Raw genomic sequence first — 21036 nt, 5'->3', positions numbered from 1 at the left:
ATGACCCCCGCCAGCCTGCTCGACGGCATTGTGCGCGGCACCCCTGCGGTGCAGCGCCGTGCCATGGCCAAGGCCATCACGCTGCTCGAATCCACCCGGGCCGACCACCGGGCCCAGGGCGACGAGCTGCTGACCGCCTTGCTGCCTCACTGCGGGCGCGCATTCCGCCTGGGCATCAGCGGCGTGCCTGGCGTGGGCAAGTCCACCTTCATCGAGGCGCTGGGCCTGTACTTGATTGCCCAGGGCCACCGGGTCGCGGTGCTGACCATCGACCCCTCGTCCACCGTGTCGGGCGGCTCCATCCTTGGCGACAAGACCCGCATGGAGCACTTGAGCGTGCACGAGCAGGCCTACATCCGGCCCAGCCCCAGCAGCGGCACACTGGGTGGCGTGGCCGAGAAAACCCGCGAGGCCATGCTGGTCTGCGAGGCGGCGGCCTACGACGTGGTGATTGTCGAAACCGTGGGGGTGGGCCAGAGCGAAACCGCGGTGGCCAACATGACCGACATGTTTGTGCTGATGCAGCTGCCCAATGCCGGAGACGACCTGCAGGCCATCAAAAAGGGCGTGATGGAGCTGGCCGACCTGGTGGTGATCAACAAGGCCGACATCGACGCCGACGCCGCCACCCGGGCCCAGGCGCAGATCACGTCCTCGCTGCGCTTGCTGGGCCTGCACGGCAACCCCGAGCACCTGCACCACGACCAGGCCATCTGGCACCCCCGGGTGATTCAGTTGAGCGCCCTGCTGGGTCAGGGCGTCGATGCCTTCTGGGCCGCGGTGAGCGACTTCAAAACCATTCAAAATGCCAACGGCCAGCTGGCGGCACGCCGGCAGAAGCAGTCGCTGGCCTGGATGTGGGAGCGCGTCGACGCCGGCCTGAAGCGGGCTTTCCGCCAGCACCCCCAGGTCAGCCGGCTGTTGCCCGAGATGCTGAAGGAGGTGGCCGCCGGCCGCCTGCCGGCATCCACCGCCGCCCGGAATTTGCTGGCCGCCAGCGCCAATTCCTGATTTTTAGCCATTGAAACAAGAGCAGTCCAAAGAGAGAAACCATGCAAGAAATCCTCGAACAACTGGAACAGAAACGCGCGGCGGCCCGCCTGGGTGGCGGCGAGAAGCGCATTGCGGCGCAGCACAGCAAGGGCAAGCTGACGGCGCGCGAGCGCATCGAGCTGCTGCTCGACGAAGGCACTTTCGAGGAATGGGACATGTTCGTCGAACACCGCTGTGTGGACTTCGGCATGCAGGACAACAAGATCCCCGGTGACGGTGTGGTCACCGGCTACGGCATGATCAACGGCCGCTTGGTGTTTGTGTTCAGCCAGGACTTCACCGTGTTCGGCGGTGCGCTGTCGGAAGCCCATGCCGAGAAGATCTGCAAGGTGATGGACCAGGCCATGAAGGTCGGTGCGCCGGTGATCGGCCTGAACGACTCGGGTGGTGCCCGCATCCAGGAAGGTGTGGCCTCGCTGGGCGGTTATGCCGACGTGTTCCAGCGCAACGTGATGGCCAGCGGCGTGATCCCGCAGATCAGCATGATCATGGGTCCCTCCGCCGGCGGCGCGGTGTACAGCCCGGCCATGACCGACTTCATCTTCATGGTCAAAGACAGCTCCTACATGTTCGTCACCGGCCCCGAGGTGGTGAAGACCGTGACGCACGAGGAGGTCACGGCCGAAGAGCTTGGCGGTGCGGTGACCCACACCACCAAGAGCGGTGTGGCCGACCTGGCGTTTGAGAACGACGTGGAGGCGCTGCTGATGCTGCGCCGGCTCTACAACTACCTGCCGCTGAACAACCGTGAAAAGCCGCCGGTGCGCCCCAGCAACGACCCGGCCGACCGCATGGACCTGAGCCTGGACACGCTGGTGCCCACCAACGCCAACAAGGCCTACGACATGAAGGAGCTGATCACCAAGACGGTGGACGACGGCGACTTCTTCGAGATCCAGCCCGAGTACGCCAAGAACATCGTCATTGGCTTCGCCCGCATGGAGGGCCAAACCGTGGGCATCGTGGCCAACCAGCCGCTGGTGCTGGCCGGTTGCCTGGACATCAAGAGCTCGATCAAGGCCGCGCGCTTCGTGCGTTTCTGTGACGCCTTCAACATCCCGGTGGTGACCTTTGTCGACGTACCCGGCTTCATGCCCGGCACCAGCCAGGAGTACGGCGGCATCATCAAACACGGCGCCAAGCTGCTCTACGCCTACGCCGAGTGCACCGTGCCCAAGATCACCGTCATCACCCGCAAGGCCTATGGTGGCGCCTACGACGTGATGGCCTCCAAGCACCTGCGCGGCGACGTCAACTTCGCCTGGCCCAACGCCGAGATCGCGGTGATGGGGGCCAAGGGCGCGGTGGAAATCATCTTCCGCGAAGACAAGGGCGACCCGGCCAAGCTGGCCGCCAAGGAAGCCGAGTACAAGGCCCGTTTTGCCAACCCCTTTGTGGCCGGCGCGCGGGGCTTCATCGACGACGTGATCCTGCCGCACGAAACCCGCAAGCGCATCTGCCGCTCGCTGGTGATGCTGCGCGACAAGAAGCTGGAAAACCCGTGGCGCAAGCACGGCAACATCCCACTCTGAGAAGAACAGGACGAAGAACATGTTTACGAAGATTCTGATTGCCAACCGTGGCGAAATCGCCTGCCGCGTCATCAAGACCGCCCGCAAGATGGGCATCCAGACGGTGGCGGTGTATTCCGACGCCGACAAGGACGCCCGCCATGTGGAACTGGCCGACGAGGCCGTCAACATCGGCCCCGCCCCCAGCCGCGAGAGCTACCTGGTGGCCGACAAAATCATTGCCGCCTGCAAACAGACCGGCGCGCAGGCGGTGCACCCCGGCTACGGCTTTTTGAGCGAGAACGCCGAGTTCTCCAAACGCTGCGAAGAAGAAGGCATCACCTTCATCGGCCCCAAGCATTACTCCATTGGCGCCATGGGCGACAAGATCGAGTCCAAGAAGCTGGCCGGTGCCGCGGGCGTGAACTGCATTCCTGGCGTCAACGACGCCATCGAAACCCCGGAGAAAGCGGTTGAGATCGCCAAGGGCATCGGCTACCCGGTGATGATCAAGGCCTCGGCCGGCGGCGGCGGCAAGGGCCTGCGCGTGGCCTTCAACGACAAGGAGGCCTTTGAAGGCTTCACCAGCTGCCGCAACGAGGCCCGCAACAGCTTTGGCGACGACCGTGTTTTCATCGAAAAATTCGTTGAGGAACCGCGCCACATCGAGATCCAATTGATCGGTGACAGCCACGGCAACGTGCTGTACCTGAACGAGCGCGAATGCTCCATCCAGCGCCGCCACCAGAAAGTGATCGAAGAAGCGCCCAGTCCCTTCATCAGCGACGCCACCCGCAAGGCCATGGGCGAGCAGGCCGTGGCCCTGGCCAAGGCGGTGAAGTACCAGAGCGCCGGTACGGTGGAGTTCGTGGTCGGCAAGGACCAGAGCTTTTACTTCCTGGAAATGAACACCCGGCTGCAGGTGGAGCACCCGGTGACCGAGTGCATCACCGGCCTGGACCTGGTGGAGCTGATGATCCGTGTCGCGGCCGGCGAAAAGCTGCCGTTGACTCAAGATCAGGTGAAGCGCGACGGCTGGGCCATCGAGTGCCGCATCAACGCCGAAGACCCGTTCCGCAACTTCCTCCCCAGCACCGGCCGGCTGGTGCGTTTCCGCCCGCCGACCGAGACCATGTTCGCCGCCGACATGTCCAAGCTGCAGGGCGTGCGGGTCGACACCGGCGTGGAAGACGGCGGTGAGATCCCGATGTTCTACGACTCGATGATCGCCAAGCTCATCGTGCACGGCAAGGACCGCCTGGACGCCATCGCCAAGATGCGCGACGCGCTGAATGGTTTCGTGATCCGTGGCATCTCCAGCAACATCCCCTTCCAGGCGGCGCTGCTGGCCCACCCGCGTTTTGTGTCGGGTGACTTCAACACCGGCTTCATCGCCGAGCAGTACAGCAAGGGTTTCCGGGCCGAAGACGTGCCGCACGACGACCCCAGCTTCCTGGTGGCCCTGGCCGCCTATGTGAACCGCCGCACGCTGAACCGCCGGGTCGGCATCAGCGGCCAGATGCCCGGTCACGGCGTCACCGTGGGCCAGCAGTTCGTGGTGGTGGGTCTGGGTGCCGAAGGCCGTAACGTCCACCAGGCGGTGACATTGAGTGACTTCAACGCCGACACCGGCGCCGCCACCGTGGTGGTGGGCGAGCAGTCCTATGCCCTGCAATGCCAGTGGCACATGGGCGGTGTGCGCATCCGTGGCACGGTCAACGGCCGGCATTTTGCGGCCCAGGTGGAGCGCGGCCTGCCCAAAAACCCGCTGGCCATCCGCGTGGCCTACAACGGCACCCAGCTCGACACCCTGGTGCTGAGCCCGCGCGCCGCCGAGTTGTACAAGCTGATGCCCTACAAGGCGCCGCCGGACATGAGCCGCTATGTGTTGTCGCCCATGCCCGGCCTGCTGGTCGATGTGGCGGTGCAGGTGGGCCAGAAGGTGCAGGCCGGTGAACGGGTGGCGGTGATCGAAGCCATGAAGATGGAAAACGTGTTGTTCGCCGCCGCCGACGGTGTGGTGGGCAAGATACTGGCCAGCAAGGGCGAAAGCCTGTCGGTGGACCAGCCGATTGTTGAATTTGTCTGAAAGCGCCCGATGAGCACACGTCCTTTCAAAGTGTTGGGCCTGCAACAGATCGCCATCGGCGGTCTGGACAAGCTCAAGCTGCAAAAACTCTGGGTCGAGATGCTGGGCCTGGAAGTCACCGGCACCTACAAAAGCGAGCGCGAGAACGTCGACGAGGACATCTGCGCCCTCGGCAGCGGCCCGTTCAAGGTCGAGGTGGACCTGATGCAGCCCATGGACCCGGAGAAGAAGCCGGCCGTGCACGCCACGCCGCTGAACCACGTGGGCCTGTGGATCGACGACCTGCCCACGGCCGTGCAGTGGCTGGGCGAGCAGGGCGTGCGCTTCGCCCCTGGTGGCATCCGCAAGGGGGCCGCCGGTTTCGACATCTGCTTCATCCACCCCAAGGGCAGCGACGAGTTGCCGATTGGCGGAGAGGGCGTGTTGATCGAGCTGGTGCAGGCGCCGGCCGAGGTGGTCAAGGCCTTTGCCCAGCTGGCGGCCCAGCCGCACTGACGGCAGCGCCGGGGCCTCATCACCCCGGCGGGGTGGCAAAGAAGAAATCAGGCGGTGAATACCGCCTTTTTTTCGCCCCTTGGCAGGTGGCCAACTCCGTATGCTTGCCGGACATGGAGCCCGGTGTGGCCGCTTCGCGGTTCCCGGTTTTCAACCCTGACAGCCTACCTTGGCCGGAACCCGACGATGACCCTGCACCTTTTGTCTCCTGGCGCCGCCTTCCTGCGCCGCCTGCGCCTGACCACCAAACTGGCCTTGCTCACCGCGCTGATGGCGCTGGCCCTGGTGTCCGGGGGGCTGTATTTGGCCCAAGCCCAGGCCCAGGCCCATGGCCAGGCCAACCAGCGGCAGCTGGCGGTGCTGGGCGCAGTGTCCGCGGTGGTGGCGGCGGCGCAACCCGCGGCCCAGGCCTCGGCGGCAGACATCAGCGAGGCGGCCCAGCGGGTGGCTGCGGCTTTGTCCCGCGATCCGGCCTGGACCGGGTTGTCGAGCGACTGGCAGTCTGTGCAGAACGGCCTGGCCGCACCCGACCCATCGGCCCAGGCCATCGCTGGCCTGTTGGCCTTTCAGAACCGGGCCCTGGCCCAGGCCAACCAGCAGGCCACGGCCACCGCCTGGCAGATGGCTCCGGCGGTCCTGCTGCTGATGCTGGCGCTCGTTTGCGCCAGCACGCTGGCCTACCTGTTGCTGGGCTTCCAGGTCAGCTTCATGCGCGATTTCCAGCGCACCACCGCCTGGATCCGCCGGCTGGTGGGCGGGGACCTGACCAGCCGCAACGAGGTCAAGGGCTGTGACGAACTGGCCGATGTGGCCGCGTTGCTGCAGGAACTGGTGGGCCATTTGTCGGCCACCGTGGCCAATGTGCGCAGCAATTCCGCGCTGGTGGCCTATGCCGGCCACCACCTGGCCCACAGCAGCCGTGACCTGGCCGACCGCACCGAGCAGCAGGCCGCCAACTTGGAGCAAACCGCGGCCAGCGTGCACCAATTGACCTCGGCCGTGCAGCAGAACGCTGCCATCACCGCCGAGGTGGACGCCAACGCGCTGCGGGTGCGCGACGCCGCCGACCAGGGCGCCCAATCGATGGGCTCGGCCGTGGCCACGGTGGAGGCCATCCACCAGAGCACCGGCCGCATGAACGAAATCATCGGCGTCATCGACAGCCTGGCTTTCCAGACCAACATCCTGGCGCTGAATGCCGCGGTGGAAGCGGCGCGGGCCGGTGAGCAGGGCCGCGGTTTTGCGGTGGTGGCCAGCGAGGTGCGCAGCCTGGCCCAGCGCTCAGGTGAATCGGCCAAGGAAATCCGCGCGCTGATCCAGTCGTCCACCGCGCAGATCGAGGCCAGTGTGGGCCAGATCCGGGCCGCCGGCGACGGCATCACCCATGTGGTGACCGGCATCCGCAGCGTGGCGGCCAACATGTCGCAGATTTCCACCGCCACCAGCGAGCAAAGCACCGGTTTGAACGAGATTTCCTGCGCGGTGAGCCAGCTCGACGAAATCACCCAGCGCAACGCCCAGATGGTGGAGCGTGCCGCCGCCGAGGCCCACAGCCTGGAGTCCCGCGCAGCGGGGCTGGCCCAGGCGGTGTCGGGTTTCCGCCTGCTGCAGGGCACGGCCGAAGAGGCGATGGCCCTGGTGGGCCGGGCCATGCAGTTGCGCCAGTCGGTGTCGGGCGAGGCCTTTTTGCAGCAGCTGACCGAGCCCGCTGCCGGCTACCACGACCGCGACATGTACGTGTTTGCGCTGGATTCCGCCGGCACCTATGTGGCCTTTGGCGGCAACCCAGCCAAGGTGGGCAGCTCGGTGCACAGCATTCCAGGTATCGACGGCCAACAGCTGATGGCGTCGATTGTTCAGCAGGCCACCGAAGGCCCGGGCTGGGTGGAGTACGACATCACCAACCCGGCGAATGGTGCGATCCAGACCAAGATGTCCTATGTGCAGGAGGTCGACGGGCTTTACCTGGGCTGCGGTGTGTACAAACACCTGATGCTGGCCAAGGCGGCCTGATCACCTGAAGGGCAGGGCTCAGCCCTTGCGGCTGGCCCTGGCTTTGGCCAGCGCGGCCATCACCACCGAAGACTTCACCGCCGCCGCGGACCCCGGGGCTGGCTCGTCCTCGGGCGCGGGCTCGGCTGGCGTGGCCAGCAGGCGCTGCTGGCGCAGTGTGTAGCGGCCCAGCGCATGCCTGGCCTGTTCGGCCGACCAGGCCGCCCAGCCGGTGGCGCCGGCACCATGGTCACCGGCGGCAGGTTCCAGCAGGATGCAGTCCACCGGGCAGACCGGGATGCACAACTCGCAGCCGGTGCAATGCGCCTCGATCACCGTGTGCATGCGTTTGTTGCCACCCATGATGGCGTCGGTGGGGCAGGCCTTCAGGCACAGCGTGCAGCCGATGCACCAGTCCTCGTCCACAAAGGCCACCGTGCGTGGGGCCTCGCTGCCATGGGCGGCCGACAAAGGCAGCACCGGCCGCCCGGTGAGCCTGGCCAGGCGTGCGATGCCTTCGGCCCCGCCGGGCGGGCACTGGTTGATGCCAGCGCTGCCCTCGGCCACCGCCTGGGCATAGGCGGCACAGTCGGGGTAGCCACAGCGGGTGCACTGGGTTTGCGGCAGCGCCGCGTGAATCTGGGTGCTCAGCGCTGTGAGGGAAGCCGCGTGTTTCGCCTGGCTCATTGCTGCGCGGGCATGGAAATCACCCGCTGCCCGTCTGGCATGGTGACCGCCTTGGACGGCTTGGCCACCCCATTGCCTTTGCCCACCTGCATCGGGATGGCCAGGGCCTCGGCGCTGGGGCCCTGGCGCAGGAAGACATGCAGGTAATGCAGGCCGTTGCCCTGGGGTGTGAGCGCCATGCGGTAGCTGGCCACCGGCAGGGTCTGGCTGACCTTGTTGGCGGGCAGCGCGGTCACCCAGCTCAGGGTGGGGTCGGCCTGAACCTCGATGTCCAGCGGTGGCCCGCTGTCGGGCCGGGTGACGGTCATCACCACCTGGCCAGGGGTGCCGGCGGTCAGGCTGTCGACGGTGTAGTCGATGCGCACCCCCATGCGGGTCTTTTGTGTGCGAACCAACCCACGGGTTTTGGCCGTGGGCTTGGCGGCCCGCACGGCCGGCTTGGACGCGCCAGCAGCGGCCTGGGACGCGGGTTCAGCCGCATGGGATGCGCCGACGGCGAAAACCAGTGCAAAGACAGACATAAAGGGACGAATGGTCATGCGGAACTCCTGGGCCATCTCAGTTCACCACCACGGTGAAACAGGCGTTGGTATTGCCGCCGTTCAGGGTGGATTTGGACAAGGCAAAGTCGGTGATTGCCAGCACGTAGTTGCCGGCGGCCAACACGGTGGGGGTGGTGGTCTCACTCCGGTTGACGGCGCTGTCGGCGGTCAGGATGGCTCCCGAGCTGTTGTACAGCACCAGGTCGGGGTCGCTGTTGCCCGTGGTGCTGGAACTCTGTGTGACCGTGAAGCTGCGGCTGCCCGAGGTGGGCAGGGTCAGCCGGACGTAGCGGTACTCACCGGCCTTGTTGAAGGCCAGGCCGGGGTCGGTGGTGTTGCTGACACAGACATTGGTCAGGCTGCTGCCGGGCAGGCCGTAGCTCAGGTAGACCGGGCTCAGGTTGGCCATGGGCGGGTTGCCGAAATTGGTTTCGTTCTCGGCGTAGGGGCTGAGGGGCAGGGCGATGCTTTGGGTCGCCAGAATGTTCTGAATGGTCAGCGTCGCGGCCCCGTTGTTGTTGGCCAGCGCCCGGGCGAACGAGTGAATGCCGGACAGCGCCGGGGACACCGTCAGCCCGGTTTTCATCACCGTCCAGATCGGACCGAAACCCAGCGAGGGGCTGGCATTGAAGTCCCAGAACATCTTTTCCACGCTGGCTTCCTTGAACCAGCCCGGGTTGGTGGTTTCACCCACCGACACGTTGAAGCTGCCGCCCGAGGCCTGGCCACTGCCACTGGTGTCGGCGTAGATCGGGTTGTTCAGCGCGATGCCCGCCCAGGCATTGCCCCAGCCCTCGGAGAAAGCGACCCGCATGTCCAGCCTGTCGTTGCTGCCACCATGGGCGCCACCGACGGTGTCGTCGCGCGAGAACACCTCCTGCAGGTAGTGGCCGAACTCGTGGGCCACCACATGGTCGTCGTATTCGTCGGTGTCGTTGTTGGCATACCCCAGGATGTAGAGGTTGCGGCTGCCACCGCTGAGACCGGCGTAAAAAGAGGTGCCGATCTGGCCCAGGCTCAGCGAACCACTGCTGGTGATGTTGTTGGGGCTCCAGTTGAGGTTGAGGGCCGGAAAGCTGGCCCCGGCATCGACCGAAAGGATTTTCTGCGTCGCCTGGTAAACGGTGTCCAGAATGGCAAACGGCCCGGCGGCGCGTTGGCTGTTGACATAGGCGCTGCCGTTCCAGCCCGAGGGGGCGTTGAGGTTCTGGGTCAGCACCGCACCCTGGCTGGTGGCGAAGCTGGCACCGTCAATGGCCCACTGGGCGCCCCCGTTGGTGTTGTCGACCACAGCAAAGCTGGCGCCGCCGTTGACCACCATCCTGGCCTTGGCGCGCATGAACACCGTGCGTCCAGCGGGCAAACCCATGCTGTAGTCACCCGCGGCGTTGGTGCTGGTGGTGGCCACCAGGGCCAGGGTGTTGGCGTCCAGCGCCTCGACCACCACGGTGCGCGCGGGAAGTCGCACGGTGGCGGCGTAGTTCAGGCGGGAGATCGAACCCGCCAAGGCGATGGGTACGTCATCGAATGTGACTTTTCCTGTCACCGTGGTCGGCCCGGTGCTGGGTGCCGGGGCGGTGGTTCCGCCCCCCCCACCACCACCGCCACAGGCGACCAGCAGGGCACACAGCGCAACAGCGGTGATCAGGCGTCTCATCTCAGGCTCTCTCTCATGGCAGGGTCGATCACACCATGATGCCATGTGACAGACCCGTCCATCGCCGGATAAACAGGTGCTTACAGACAGCGCAGGGGAATTCAGCCTGGGCTTGCCGCCCAGGCTGGCGTCAAGCTCAGCGCTTGGCGGTGGCCGGGCGCTTGACGGCCTTGGTGACCGCCTTCTTCAGGGCGGGCTTGGCAACGGGCTTGGCGACCGCCTTGGCGGAGACCACACCGACGCGGACCGGGGCAGTGGCACGCACTGGGGTGCCGGCCACCGGCGCTGGTTCGGCGGGCGCAGGCGCCTCGGCCACAACGGGCGCGGCCACCGGCGTGTGGGCCAGTATGAAGGCCTTGACCTCCGGGTAGACCATGTCGCGCCAACGGCGGCCGCTGAAAATGCCGTAGTGGCCGGCGCCCTTGGCTTCGTAATGGCGTTGCTGGTCGGCGGGGATGCCGGTGCACAGGTCGTGTGCTGCCTTGGTCTGGCCGCTGCCGGAGATGTCGTCCAGCTCGCCTTCGATGGTCAGCAGCGCGGTGGTGTGGATGTCTTCGGGTTTGACGCGTTCCAGCGCGCCTTCGGTGCTTTTCACATCCCAGGTGCCGTTGACCAGTTTGAAGTCCTGGAACACCGTTTTGATGGTTTCCAGGTAGTAGTCGGCGTCCATGTCCAGCACCGCGTTGTACTCGTCGTAAAACTTGCGGTGGGCTTCGGTGCTGGCGTCGTCGCCCTTGATCAGGTCCTTGAAGTAGTCGTAGTGGCTGGTCAGGTGGCGGTCGGGGTTCATCGCCACGAAGCCGGTGTGCTGCAAAAAGCCGGGGTAAACGCGGCGGCCGGCGCCCGGGAAGTTGTTGGGAACGCGGTAGATCACGTTGTTCTCAAACCACTCGTAGCTCTTGTTCATCGCCAGGTTGTTGACGGCGGTGGGCGAGCGGCGGGCGTCGATGGGGCCGCCCATCATGGTCATGGACAGCGGCGTGGTTTCACCGCGCGAGGCCATCAGCGACACCGCGGCCAGCACCGGCACGGTGGGCTGGCAGACGCTGACCACATGGCAGTTGCCGTAGATGCCCTGCAGGTGGCGAATGAACTCCTGCACGTAGTTCACATAGTCGTCCAAGTGGAACTCACCGTTGGCCAGAGGCACCAGTCGGGCGTTTTTCCAGTCGGTGATGTAGACCTTGTGGTCTTTCAACATGGTTTTGACGGTGTCACGCAGCAGCGTGGCGTAGTGGCCCGACAGCGGGGCGACGATCAGCACCGCCGGCTGGCCCTTGAGCTTGGCCAGGGTGTCGGTGTCGTCGCTGAAGCGCTTGAAGCGCAGCAACTCACAAAAGGGTTTGTCGAGCTCGACCCGCTCGTGGATCACGATGTCGCCGTTGTCTGTGGCGATCTTCTGGATGCCAAACACCGGCTTTTCGTAGTCCTTGCCCAGTCGGTACATCAGGTCGTAGCCGGCCGAGATGCGCTGCGACAAGGCGTTCTTTCCCATGGGCGACAAGGGGTTGCTGTACAGCTTGGCGGCCGCCTGGGCAAAGTCGGCAAAGGGCTCCATCAGCGAGCGCTGGGCTTCGTAAATGTGGTACAGCATGGTCGGACGGCTTTCGGTTTATGTTGCAGTGCAATATATCAGTTGTCTGCGGGTCGAAAGTGGGGGTAACTCCCGAATCTCGGCCTTTTCTGGTTCACAACGACCCAACAGGGGCGTGGCAGGCCTGGCGCAGGCCGGGTTTCACGCTCCGTCGGGCGCTCAGACCACTTTGGCGATGGACTGGCAGACGTAGTCGATGTTTTTGCTGTTCAGCGCGGCCACACACATGCGGCCAGTGTCGGTGCCATACACACCGAACTCGTTGCGCAGGCGCACCATCTGGTCCTTGCTCAGGCCGGAGTAGCTGAACATGCCGATCTGGGTGGTGATGAAGTCCATGTTTTGGGCCACACCGGCGGCCTTCAGGCCGTCGACCAGTCTCTGGCGCATGGCCTTGATGCGCACCCGCATCTCGCCCAGTTCCTTCTCCCACAGGGCGCGCAGCGCCGGGTCGTTCAGCACCGCGGCCACCACCGCGCCGCCATGGGTGGGCGGGTTGCTGTAGTTGGTGCGGATGACGATTTTCAGCTGGCTCAGCACGCGGTCGGCCTCTTCCTTGCTCTGGCACAGCACGCTCAAAGCGCCGACGCGCTCGCCGTACAGGCTGAAGCTCTTGCTGAAGCTGGTGGAGACGAAGAAGCTCAGGCCGGCGGCCACGAACTTGCCGATCACGGCGCCGTCTTCGGTGATGCCGTGGCCAAAGCCCTGGTAGGCCATGTCGAGGAAGGCCACCAGGTTCTTGGCCTTGACAGCGGCCACCACCTCGTCCCACTGGGCGGCGGTGATGTCGTAGCCGGTGGGGTTGTGGCAGCAGGCGTGCAGCACCACGATGGTGCCGGCGGCGGCGCTTTGCAGCGCGGCCAGCATGCCGGCGAAGTTGACGCCACGGCTGGCGGCGTCGTAATAGGGGTAGGTGCCGACCGTGAAGCCGGCGTTGGTGAACAGCGCACGGTGGTTTTCCCAGCTGGGGTCGGAAATCAGCACCTTGGCGTCGGGGTTCAGGCGCTTCAGAAAGTCGGCGCCGACCTTCAGGCCGCCGGTTCCGCCAATGGCCTGGATGGTGGCCACACGGCCAGACTTGACCGGTTCGCTGTCGGCGCCGAAGACCAGGCCTTTGACGGCGGCGTCGTAGGCCGCGATGCCGTCGATCGGCAGGTAGCCGCGGGCCTTGGGCGCTTCCATCATGGCTTTTTCAGCCGCCTGCACACATTGCAGCAAGGGCAGCTTGCCGTTGTCGTCGTAGTAGACACCCACGCCGAGGTTGACCTTGGCCGGGTTCTGGTCGGCGTTGTATTGCTCGTTCAGGCCCAGAATGGGGTCGCGGGGTGCCATTTCGACGGCGGTGAAGAGAGACATGGAAAGTCCTTGGCTGATGGTGGTTTCTTTGTTCGGGCCGGGGCACCCATGCAAGCGCCCTGAAGCTGAGTTACCCTGTCGGGTTGACCCAATTTTAAGGGTTCTCCCGAGGCCGTTCCGATGAGCGACATGACAGACACCCCTCCCGTGCCGGCAACCGGCGAATTTGTGAGCTTTCCCGGCTCGCCGTTCGAGCTGTTTCAGCCCTATCCACCGGCTGGCGACCAGCCGGTGGCGATTGGCCAGCTGGTCGATGGGGTGGAAAACGGCGAGGTCTTCCAGACCCTGCTGGGCGTGACCGGCTCGGGCAAGACCTTCACCATGGCCAACGTGATCGCCCGGCTGGGCCGGCCGGCCATCGTGTTCGCGCCCAACAAGACCCTGGCGGCCCAGCTGTACAGCGAATTCCGTGAGTTCTTCCCCAAGAACGCGGTGGAGTACTTCGTCAGCTACTACGACTACTACCAGCCCGAGGCCTATGTGCCGCAGCGCGACCTGTTCATTGAAAAAGACTCGGCGATCAACGAGCACATCGAGCAGATGCGGCTGAGTTGCACCAAAAGCGTGATCGAGCGGCGCGACGTGATCATTGTGGCCACCGTGTCGGCCATTTACGGCATTGGCGAGCCCGAGAGCTACCACCGCATGGTGATGACGCTGCGGGTGGGCGACAAGTTGGGCCAGCGCGACCTGATTGCCCAGCTGATCCGCATGCAGTACCAGCGCAACGAGCAGGACTTTTCACGTGGCAAGTTCCGGGTGCGCGGCGACACCATCGACGTGTTTCCGGCCGAGCATTCCGAGCTGGCGGTGCGCATCGAGCTGTTCGACGACGAGATCGAGAGCATCCAGCTGTTCGACCCGCTGACCGGCCGCATCTGGCAAAAAATCCCGCGGTTCACCGTCTACCCGTCCAGCCACTACGTGACGCCACGCGACCGGGTGCTGGCAGCGGTGGAAACCATCAAGCTGGAGCTGGACAGCCGGCTCAAGGAGCTGGTGGCCATGGGCAAGCTGGTCGAGGCCCAGCGGCTGGAGCAGCGCACCCGCTTTGATCTGGAAATGCTCAGCGAGATCGGCCACTGCAAGGGCATCGAGAACTACACCCGCCATTTGTCGGGTGCCGCACCCGGCAGCCCGCCGTCGACGCTGGTCGACTACCTGCCCAAGGACGCACTGATGTTTTTGGACGAGTCGCATGTGCTGATCGGCCAGTTCGGCGGCATGTACAACGGCGACCGGGCCCGCAAGACCACGCTGGTGGAGTACGGTTTCCGCCTGCCCAGCGCGCTGGACAACCGGCCGCTGAAATTCGAGGAGTTCGAGACCAAGATGCGCCAGGCGGTGTTTGTGTCGGCGACGCCCGCCGCCTACGAGCGCGAGCATGCCGGCCAGGTGGTCGAGCAGCTGGTGCGGCCCACCGGCCTGGTCGACCCGCTGGTGGAGGTGCGGCCCGCCACTCACCAGGTGGACGATGTGCTGCAGGAAATCCGCATCCGGGTGGAGGCGGGCGACCGGGTGCTGATCACCACGCTGACCAAGCGCATGGCCGAGCAGCTGACCGACTACCTCAGCGACAACGGCGTCAAGGTGCGCTACCTGCATTCCGACATCGACACGGTGGAGCGGGTGGAAATCCTGCGCGATCTGCGGTTGGGCGCCTTCGACGTGCTGGTGGGCATCAATTTGCTGCGCGAGGGCCTGGACATCCCCGAGGTCTCGCTGGTGGCGATTCTGGATGCCGACAAGGAAGGCTTTTTGCGCTCCGAGCGCAGCCTGATCCAGACCATCGGCCGGGCGGCACGCAACCTCAACGGCAAGGCCATTTTGTACGCCGACCGGGTGACCGACTCGATGAAGCTGGCGATCGGCGAAACCGAGCGGCGGCGCGCCAAGCAGATCGCCTTCAACACCGCCAACGGCATCACGCCGCGCAGCATCGTCAAACAGGTCAAGGACTTGATCGACGGCGTCTACAGCGAAAAAGCTGGCCGCGACGCCGAGCGCCTGGAGCAGGACGCGATGCAGCGCGCCAAGTTCGACGACATGAGTGAGAAAGACGTGTCGCGCGAAATCAAGCGGCTGGAAAAGCTGATGATGGAACATGCCCGCAACCTGGAGTTCGAAAAGGCCGCCCGGGTGCGCGACCAGCTGGCCATCCTCAAAGAGCAGGCCTTTGGCGCGCCCGGCACCGACAACGTGGTGGTGCTGGTGGCCGGTGCGCCGGGGGCAGGGCGGTGACGGGCGCCTCCTACCGCGTGCTGTTCGTCTGCATGGGCAACATCTGTCGCAGCCCCACGGCCGAAGCGGTGTTCCGCGCCCAGGCCGAGCAGGCCGGCTTGGCGGCCTGGCTGCGCATCGATTCGGCAGGCACACACAATGACCACCCCGGCGCCGAGCCTGACCCCCGCACCCAGCGCCACGCGGCGCAGCGGGGTTACGACCTGTCTGGCCTGCGGGCGCGCCAGGTCAGCGACGCCGATTTCCGCGACTTCGACCTGTTGCTGGCCATGGACTGGGACAACCTGGCCTTGCTGCAGGCCGCTTGCCCACCCGAGGCCCAGCACAAGCTCCACTTGGTGATGTCGTTTGCCGCCGACCCACCCAGCCCGGTGGTACCCGACCCCTATCACGGCGGGGCCGCGGGTTTTGACGAGGTCATCGATTTGCTGGAACTCGCCGCGCCTGGCTTGCTCCACCATGCACGGCAAGCCTTGGAACGCCGCGGTCAGTTGCCCGACGCTGGCTTTAGTTGACTGAAACGTTTGGCCTTTCTGCTATACTTGAGTTGATTAGTCAAGAACAAAGCGTGCGCCACCCACTGGGCTGAGCGCACCGAGGGGCGGCAGACAGCCGCGTTGGGGGTGGAGGACGGTGCCTTGGTGGTTCGCCGCCGGGGTGTATTGGGTGACAAGCCTGTTTAAAGGAGCTTGAAATGCGTCTCACAACCAAAGGTCGTTTTGCGGTCACCGCGATGATTGACCTGGCCTTGCGTCAGAACACGGGCCCAGTGACCCTGGCGGCCATCAGCCAGCGGCAGCAGATTTCACTGTCCTACCTGGAACAGCTGTTTGGCAAACTGCGTCGGCACGAGCTGGTGGAGTCCACCCGCGGCCCCGGCGGCGGTTACACCCTGGGTCGCAAGGCCGGCGAAATCACCGTGGCCGACATCATCGTGTCGGTCGACGAGCCCATCGACGCCACCCAGTGCGGCGGCAAGGAAAACTGCCTGGGCGAAGCCGGCCGTTGCATGACCCACGAACTGTGGGCGTCGCTCAACAACCGCATGGTCGAGTTCCTGGATTCGGTCACGCTGCAAAAACTGGTGGACGAGCAGCTCGCCAAGGGCATTCAGATCGAAGACAAGCCCACCGTCAAGCGGGCCATCTCGGCGATGCCTGTGGTCAAGCCCATCCGCATCAATGCGCCCAATTCGGTTTTTGCCCTGGGGGCGATGCTGGCCAAGCCCTGAGCCTGGGCGCCAGGGCCAGTCGCCTGGCGTGCACCGAATCCGGTTTTTAGTTTTTTGAACGTCTGTTTTTTAGAACCTCACAGAGCCAGACATGGACACACCGCACTTTCCCATTTACATGGACTACAGCGCCACCAACCCCTGCGACCCGCGGGTGGTGGACGCCATGATTCCCTGGTTGCGCGAGCATTTCGGCAACCCGGCCTCGCGCAGCCACGCCTGGGGCTGGGAAGCCGAAGCCGCCGTGGAAAAAGCCCGTGAGCAGGTGGCCGCGCTGATCAACGCCGACCCGCGTGAGATCGTCTGGACCTCGGGCGCCACCGAATCCAACAACCTGGCGCTGAAGGGTGCCGCCCACTTCTACAAGACCAAGGGCAAGCACCTGATCACGGTGAAGACCGAGCACAAGGCGGTGCTGGACACCTGCCGTGAGCTGGAGCGCCAGGGCTTTGAAGTGACCTACATGGACGTGCAAGCCGACGGCCTGCTGGACCTGGACGCGTTCAAGGCCGCCATCCGTCCCGACACCATTGTGGCCAGCGTGATGTTCGTTAACAACGAAATCGGCGTGATCCAGGACATCGCCGCCATCGGCGCCATCTGCCGCGAAAAGGGCGTGATTTTCCATGTGGACGCCGCGCAGGCCACGGGCCGGGTCGACGTGGACCTGGCCACGCTGCCGGTTGACCTGATGAGCCTGACCTCGCACAAGACCTACGGCCCCAAGGGCATCGGTGCCTTGTACGTGCGCCGCAAACCGCGCATCCGCATCGAAGCGCAGATGCACGGCGGTGGCCACGAGCGCGGCATGCGTTCGGGCACGCTGCCCACCCACCAGTGTGTGGGCATGGGCGAGGCCTACCGCATTGCCAAGGAAGAAATGGCGGCCGAGAACACCCGCATCCGGGCCTTGCACGAGCGTATGCTGGCCGGCCTGAAGGATGTGGAGCAGGTCTTCATCAACGGCCATACCGAGCGCCGCGTGCCACATAACCTCAACATGAGCTTCAACTATGTCGAGGGCGAGTCGCTGATCATGGGCATCAAGGGCCTGGCGGTGTCGAGCGGTTCGGCCTGTACCTCGGCCAGCCTGGAACCCAGCTATGTGCTGCGCGCCCTGGGCCGCAGCGACGAACTGGCCCACAGCAGCCTGCGCATGACCATCGGCCGCTGGACCACCGAGGAAGAGATCGACTACGCGATCGCCACCATCAAACAGAACGTCGCCAAGCTGCGCGACCTCAGTCCGCTCTGGGAGATGTACCAGGACGGCATCGACATCAGCACCATCCAATGGGCTGCGCACTGATTCAGGAGAATTGACATGGCTTACTCAGACAAGGTCGTTGACCACTACGAAAATCCCCGCAACGTCGGCTCCTTCGAAAAAAGCGACGACACCGTGGGCACTGGCATGGTGGGTGCACCGGCCTGCGGCGATGTGATGAAGCTGCAGATCAAGGTCAACCCGACCACCGGTGTGATCGAAGACGCACGCTTCAAAACCTATGGCTGCGGCTCCGCGATTGCATCCAGCTCGCTGGTGACCGAATGGGTCAAGGGCAAGACGCTGGACGAGGCGGCGGCCTTGAAAAACAGCCAGATCGCCGAAGAACTGGCGCTGCCGCCGGTCAAGATCCACTGCTCCATCCTCGCCGAAGACGCGATCAAGGCGGCGGTGGACGACTACAAGAAGAAGCACGCTCACTGAGACCCGGCGCGCCCGGCTTTCACGCCGGGCGACGCGACCCGAGAACAACATGGCAGTTACCTTGACTGAAGCCGCTGCGCGGCACGTGACCCGTTATTTGTCCAAGCGAGGCAAGGGCGTGGGCGTGCGCCTGGGCGTGAAAACCACCGGCTGCTCCGGCATGGCCTACAAGCTGGAGTATGTGGACGAGCTGGCCCCCGAAGACGTGGTGTTTGAAGGCCATGGCGTCAAGGTGCTGGTCGACCCCAAGAGCCTGGCCTACATCGACGGCACCGAGCTGGACTTTGTGCGCGAAGGCCTGAACGAGGGCTTCAAGTTCAACAACCCCAACGAGCGCGACCGCTGCGGTTGCGGCGAGAGCTTCCGGATTTAATTCACCCTCCCCGAGCGCTTGTGCGCCTCCCCTTCCAGGGGGGCGCTTCCAGCGGCCCGGCCAAGCCGGTGCCGCGGCGGCCCTGGAAATGTCCGCCCGAGATGAACCTGCAATCCACCGACTTCGAGCTGTTTGGCGTGCCCGCCCGGCATGCGCAGGACCTGGCCGCACTCGATGCGCGCTGGAAAGAACTGCAGCGCGAAGCCCATCCCGACCGTTTTGCCGCCCAGGGTGCGGCCGCCCAGCGGCTGGCCATGCAGTGGTCGGTGCGCATCAACGAGGCCTACCAGCGGCTGAAAAACCCGCTGAAGCGGGCCGCCTACCTGTGCACCCTGCAGGGCGCGGCCATCGATGCCGAACGCAACACCGCCATGCCGCCGCAGTTTCTGATGCAGCAGATGGAATGGCGCGAGGCCCTGGACGACGCGAGCGATGCCGCGGCCCTGGAGCGCTTGCACGAGGAGGTCTTGTCGACCCGCAAAAACCTGCTGGCCGACTGCGCCCGCCTGCTGGACGAGCAGCAGGATGCGGCCGGGGCCGCCCAGCAGGTCAGGGCGCTGATGTTCATTGACAAATTCGCCCACGCCGTGGAAGCCCGCCTCGACGCAATGGCCACCTGAGCCCAGAGACAATCACCCCATGGCCTTGCTGCAAATTTCCGAACCGGGCTACTCGCCCGACCCCCACACCCGGCGCATCGCGCTGGGCATCGACCTGGGCACCACCCATTCGCTGGTGGCCGCGGTGCGCCATGGTGTGGCCGAGTGCCTGCCCGACGACCAAGGCCAGGTCATCCTGCCGTCGGTGGTGCGCTACCTGGACAACAACGGCCGGCAGATCGGTTTCGAGGCCCAGGCCGCGCTCAGCACCGACCCCGAAAACACCATCGCCTCGGTCAAGCGTTTCATGGGCCGTGGCCTGGCCGACATCGCCAACCGCGACAAGCTGCCCTACCGCTTCATCGACAAGCCCGGCATGGTGGGCCTGATGACCCGGGCCGGCGAGAAGTCGCCGGTGGAGGTCAGTGCCGAGATTCTGGCCACGCTGCGCTTCCGCGCCGAAGACACCTTCAACGACGACGTGCATGGCGCGGTGATCACCGTGCCGGCCTACTTTGACGACGCCCAGCGCCAGGCCACCAAGGACGCGGCCCAACTGGCCGGGCTGAACGTGCTGCGCCTGATCAACGAGCCCACCGCTGCCGCCATCGCCTACGGCCTGGACAACGCCAGCGAAGGCATTTACGCGGTCTATGACCTCGGTGGCGGCACCTTCGACATCTCCATCCTGCGGCTGGCCCGGGGTGTGTTCGAGGTCATCGCCACCGGCGGTGATTCGGCCCTGGGTGGCGACGACTACGACCGCGCCCTGGCCGACTGGGTGCTGGCCCAGACCGGCGTGGTGGTGAGCGATGCGTCCGACAAGGCGGCGCTGAAGGTGGCGGCCCGGGCCTGCAAGGAGGCCCTGACTACCAGTGACGTGGTGGGCTTTGCAGCCGAATTGACGGCCGGCCCGGTTCAGTGGCAGGTCACGAGAACGGCTTTCGAGGCCGCCACCGCCGCGCTCACCGCCCGCACCATGGCCGCGGTGCGCAAGGCCTTGCGCGACGCCCAGCTGGCCAAGGACGAAGTGCAGGGCGTGGTCATGGTGGGCGGCTCCACACGTATGCCGCAGGTGCAGCAGGCGGTGGCCGATTTCTTTGGTCGCCCGCCGCTGAACAATCTCAACCCCGACGAGGTGGTGGCGCTGGGCGCCGCCATCCAGGCCAACCAGCTGGCCGGCAATGCCGGCAGCGACGATTTGCTGCTGCTGGACGTGATCCCGTTGTCGCTGGGCATAGAAACCATGGGCGGGCTGGTGGAGCGCATCGTGCCGCGCAACCAGACCATCCCCACCGCGATGGCCCAGGACTTCACCACCTACCAGGACGGCCAGACCGCGCTGGCGCTGCATGTGGTGCAGGGCGAACGCGACCTGGTGGCCGACTGCCGCAGCCTGGCCCGCTTCGAACTGCGCGGCATTCCGCCCATGGCCGCCGGCGCGGCCCGCATCCGGGTGGTGTTCACCGTGGACGCCGACGGCCTGCTGAACGTCAGCGCCAAGGAGCAGGTCAGCGGCGTCGAGGCCCGCATCGACGTCAAGCCGTCCTACGGCCTCAGCGACGACCAGATCGCCCAGATGCTGCAGGACAGCTTCGCCACCGCCGAGCAGGACATGCAGGCCCGGGCCTTGGCCGAAGCCAGGCTGGAGGCCGACCGCATGCTGATCGCCATTGCCTCGGCGCTGGCCGCCGACGGCGATTTGCTGTCGGCCGACGAGCGTGCCACCATCGACCTGCTGGCCGAGGCGGTCAAGGCCGCCAAGCCCCTCACCGATGCCAAGGCCATCGAGGCCGCCACCGAGGCGCTGGCCAAAGGCACAGAAGCCTTTGCGGCCCAGCGCATGAACCACGGCATCCAGAAAGCCCTGGCCGGCAAGAACATCGACAACGTCTGACACAGGTC

General features: G+C 65.4%; 18 protein-coding genes. 13 read left to right on the top strand and 5 right to left on the bottom strand.

The annotated features are described in order from the left end of the window. The 5 genes from meaB to AC4BAR_RS06560 all read left to right on the top strand — a co-directional run bounded on the left by meaB (position 1) and on the right by AC4BAR_RS06560 (position 7161). Positions 1 to 1011 (top strand): methylmalonyl Co-A mutase-associated GTPase MeaB, encoded by a 1011-nt coding sequence (meaB, locus tag AC4BAR_RS06580; RefSeq protein WP_490627008.1) that lies wholly within the window; start codon positions 1 to 3, stop codon positions 1009 to 1011. 41 nt (positions 1012 to 1052) lie between these two features. Next, the gene (locus AC4BAR_RS06575) at positions 1053 to 2585 is read left to right on the top strand and encodes an acyl-CoA carboxylase subunit beta (RefSeq protein ID WP_490627007.1); all 1533 of its coding nucleotides are present in this window, start codon (positions 1053 to 1055) and stop codon (positions 2583 to 2585) included. 19 nt (positions 2586 to 2604) lie between these two features. Continuing rightward, entirely contained in the window at positions 2605 to 4653 is a 2049-nt protein-coding gene (locus AC4BAR_RS06570) for an acetyl-CoA carboxylase biotin carboxylase subunit (RefSeq protein ID WP_490627006.1), read from the top strand. Positions 4654 to 4662: 9 nt separating this feature from the next. Then, on the top strand, positions 4663 to 5148 hold the full coding sequence (locus tag AC4BAR_RS06565; protein WP_490627005.1) for a VOC family protein: 486 nt from the start codon (positions 4663 to 4665) through the stop codon (positions 5146 to 5148). A gap of 186 nt (positions 5149 to 5334) precedes the next feature. Next, complete coding sequence (locus tag AC4BAR_RS06560; RefSeq protein ID WP_490627004.1) at positions 5335 to 7161, top strand: methyl-accepting chemotaxis protein; 1827 nt, start codon at positions 5335 to 5337, stop codon at positions 7159 to 7161. 18 nt (positions 7162 to 7179) lie between these two features. Here the strand turns inward: AC4BAR_RS06560 and AC4BAR_RS06555 are convergent, their stop codons facing one another. The 5 genes from AC4BAR_RS06555 to AC4BAR_RS06535 form a co-directional block, all read right to left on the bottom strand. After that, positions 7180 to 7827 (bottom strand): RnfABCDGE type electron transport complex subunit B, encoded by a 648-nt coding sequence (locus tag AC4BAR_RS06555; protein ID WP_490627003.1) that lies wholly within the window; start codon positions 7825 to 7827, stop codon positions 7180 to 7182. Beyond that, a complete protein-coding gene (locus AC4BAR_RS06550; RefSeq protein ID WP_490627002.1) occupies positions 7824 to 8366 on the bottom strand; it encodes a hypothetical protein in 543 nt (180 codons plus the stop codon). Before AC4BAR_RS06550 ends, AC4BAR_RS06555 begins: the two co-directional genes overlap by 4 nt. A gap of 19 nt (positions 8367 to 8385) precedes the next feature. Next, on the bottom strand, positions 8386 to 10026 hold the full coding sequence (locus tag AC4BAR_RS06545; RefSeq protein ID WP_490627001.1) for a hypothetical protein: 1641 nt from the start codon (positions 10024 to 10026) through the stop codon (positions 8386 to 8388). A gap of 136 nt (positions 10027 to 10162) precedes the next feature. Next, the gene (locus AC4BAR_RS06540; RefSeq protein ID WP_490627000.1) at positions 10163 to 11620 is read right to left on the bottom strand and encodes a polyhydroxyalkanoate depolymerase; all 1458 of its coding nucleotides are present in this window, start codon (positions 11618 to 11620) and stop codon (positions 10163 to 10165) included. A 159-nt stretch (positions 11621 to 11779) separates the two neighbouring features. After that, complete coding sequence (locus tag AC4BAR_RS06535) at positions 11780 to 12976, bottom strand: amino acid aminotransferase (RefSeq protein ID WP_490626999.1); 1197 nt, start codon at positions 12974 to 12976, stop codon at positions 11780 to 11782. Positions 12977 to 13096: 120 nt separating this feature from the next. Between AC4BAR_RS06535 and uvrB the strand changes: the two genes are divergently transcribed. The 8 genes from uvrB to hscA all read left to right on the top strand — a co-directional run bounded on the left by uvrB (position 13097) and on the right by hscA (position 21028). Beyond that, positions 13097 to 15217: an excinuclease ABC subunit UvrB gene (gene uvrB, locus AC4BAR_RS06530; protein ID WP_490626998.1), complete on the top strand. Its 2121-nt coding sequence runs from the start codon at positions 13097 to 13099 to the stop codon at positions 15215 to 15217. Then, a complete protein-coding gene (locus AC4BAR_RS06525) occupies positions 15214 to 15732 on the top strand; it encodes a low molecular weight protein-tyrosine-phosphatase (RefSeq protein ID WP_490626997.1) in 519 nt (172 codons plus the stop codon). The genes uvrB and AC4BAR_RS06525 overlap by 4 nt, the downstream gene beginning before the upstream one ends. A gap of 179 nt (positions 15733 to 15911) precedes the next feature. Further along, positions 15912 to 16448 carry a Fe-S cluster assembly transcriptional regulator IscR gene (gene iscR, locus AC4BAR_RS06520; protein ID WP_490626996.1) on the top strand — a complete coding sequence of 179 codons (537 nt, stop codon included), beginning with the start codon at positions 15912 to 15914 and terminating at the stop codon, positions 16446 to 16448. Positions 16449 to 16539: 91 nt separating this feature from the next. Beyond that, positions 16540 to 17757 carry an IscS subfamily cysteine desulfurase gene (locus AC4BAR_RS06515; protein WP_490626995.1) on the top strand — a complete coding sequence of 406 codons (1218 nt, stop codon included), beginning with the start codon at positions 16540 to 16542 and terminating at the stop codon, positions 17755 to 17757. A gap of 15 nt (positions 17758 to 17772) precedes the next feature. Further along, positions 17773 to 18159, top strand: coding sequence for a Fe-S cluster assembly scaffold IscU (gene iscU / locus AC4BAR_RS06510; RefSeq protein WP_490626994.1), 387 nt, complete (start codon positions 17773 to 17775; stop codon positions 18157 to 18159). A gap of 49 nt (positions 18160 to 18208) precedes the next feature. Next, positions 18209 to 18532 carry an iron-sulfur cluster assembly protein IscA gene (gene iscA, locus AC4BAR_RS06505; protein ID WP_490626993.1) on the top strand — a complete coding sequence of 108 codons (324 nt, stop codon included), beginning with the start codon at positions 18209 to 18211 and terminating at the stop codon, positions 18530 to 18532. A gap of 101 nt (positions 18533 to 18633) precedes the next feature. Further along, entirely contained in the window at positions 18634 to 19152 is a 519-nt protein-coding gene (gene hscB, locus AC4BAR_RS06500; RefSeq protein WP_490626992.1) for a Fe-S protein assembly co-chaperone HscB, read from the top strand. 19 nt (positions 19153 to 19171) lie between these two features. Beyond that, the gene (hscA, locus tag AC4BAR_RS06495; protein WP_490626991.1) at positions 19172 to 21028 is read left to right on the top strand and encodes a Fe-S protein assembly chaperone HscA; all 1857 of its coding nucleotides are present in this window, start codon (positions 19172 to 19174) and stop codon (positions 21026 to 21028) included. Positions 21029 to 21036 lie beyond the last annotated feature (8 nt).

This window comes from Rhodoferax sp. SPJ4 (assembly GCF_058216275.1).
This window is presented reverse-complemented; position numbering and strand designations above follow the sequence as displayed.

What these genes read in the sequence shown, in the direction of transcription:
- hscB (WP_490626992.1), top strand. Translation starts at nt 18,634, where the DNA reads ATGAACCTGCAATCCACCGACTTCGAGCTGTTTGGCGTGCCCGCCCGG.
- AC4BAR_RS06545 (WP_490627001.1), bottom strand. Translation starts at nt 10,026, where the DNA reads ATGAGACGCCTGATCACCGCTGTTGCGCTGTGTGCCCTGCTGGTCGCC.
- AC4BAR_RS06560 (WP_490627004.1), top strand. Translation starts at nt 5,335, where the DNA reads ATGACCCTGCACCTTTTGTCTCCTGGCGCCGCCTTCCTGCGCCGCCTG.
- AC4BAR_RS06550 (WP_490627002.1), bottom strand. Translation starts at nt 8,366, where the DNA reads ATGACCATTCGTCCCTTTATGTCTGTCTTTGCACTGGTTTTCGCCGTC.
- uvrB (WP_490626998.1), top strand. Translation starts at nt 13,097, where the DNA reads ATGAGCGACATGACAGACACCCCTCCCGTGCCGGCAACCGGCGAATTT.
- AC4BAR_RS06540 (WP_490627000.1), bottom strand. Translation starts at nt 11,620, where the DNA reads ATGCTGTACCACATTTACGAAGCCCAGCGCTCGCTGATGGAGCCCTTT.
- iscR (WP_490626996.1), top strand. Translation starts at nt 15,912, where the DNA reads ATGCGTCTCACAACCAAAGGTCGTTTTGCGGTCACCGCGATGATTGAC.
- hscA (WP_490626991.1), top strand. Translation starts at nt 19,172, where the DNA reads ATGGCCTTGCTGCAAATTTCCGAACCGGGCTACTCGCCCGACCCCCAC.
- AC4BAR_RS06555 (WP_490627003.1), bottom strand. Translation starts at nt 7,827, where the DNA reads ATGAGCCAGGCGAAACACGCGGCTTCCCTCACAGCGCTGAGCACCCAG.
- iscU (WP_490626994.1), top strand. Translation starts at nt 17,773, where the DNA reads ATGGCTTACTCAGACAAGGTCGTTGACCACTACGAAAATCCCCGCAAC.
- AC4BAR_RS06515 (WP_490626995.1), top strand. Translation starts at nt 16,540, where the DNA reads ATGGACACACCGCACTTTCCCATTTACATGGACTACAGCGCCACCAAC.
- meaB (WP_490627008.1), top strand. Translation starts at nt 1, where the DNA reads ATGACCCCCGCCAGCCTGCTCGACGGCATTGTGCGCGGCACCCCTGCG.
- iscA (WP_490626993.1), top strand. Translation starts at nt 18,209, where the DNA reads ATGGCAGTTACCTTGACTGAAGCCGCTGCGCGGCACGTGACCCGTTAT.
- AC4BAR_RS06570 (WP_490627006.1), top strand. Translation starts at nt 2,605, where the DNA reads ATGTTTACGAAGATTCTGATTGCCAACCGTGGCGAAATCGCCTGCCGC.
- AC4BAR_RS06565 (WP_490627005.1), top strand. Translation starts at nt 4,663, where the DNA reads ATGAGCACACGTCCTTTCAAAGTGTTGGGCCTGCAACAGATCGCCATC.
- AC4BAR_RS06535 (WP_490626999.1), bottom strand. Translation starts at nt 12,976, where the DNA reads ATGTCTCTCTTCACCGCCGTCGAAATGGCACCCCGCGACCCCATTCTG.
- AC4BAR_RS06575 (WP_490627007.1), top strand. Translation starts at nt 1,053, where the DNA reads ATGCAAGAAATCCTCGAACAACTGGAACAGAAACGCGCGGCGGCCCGC.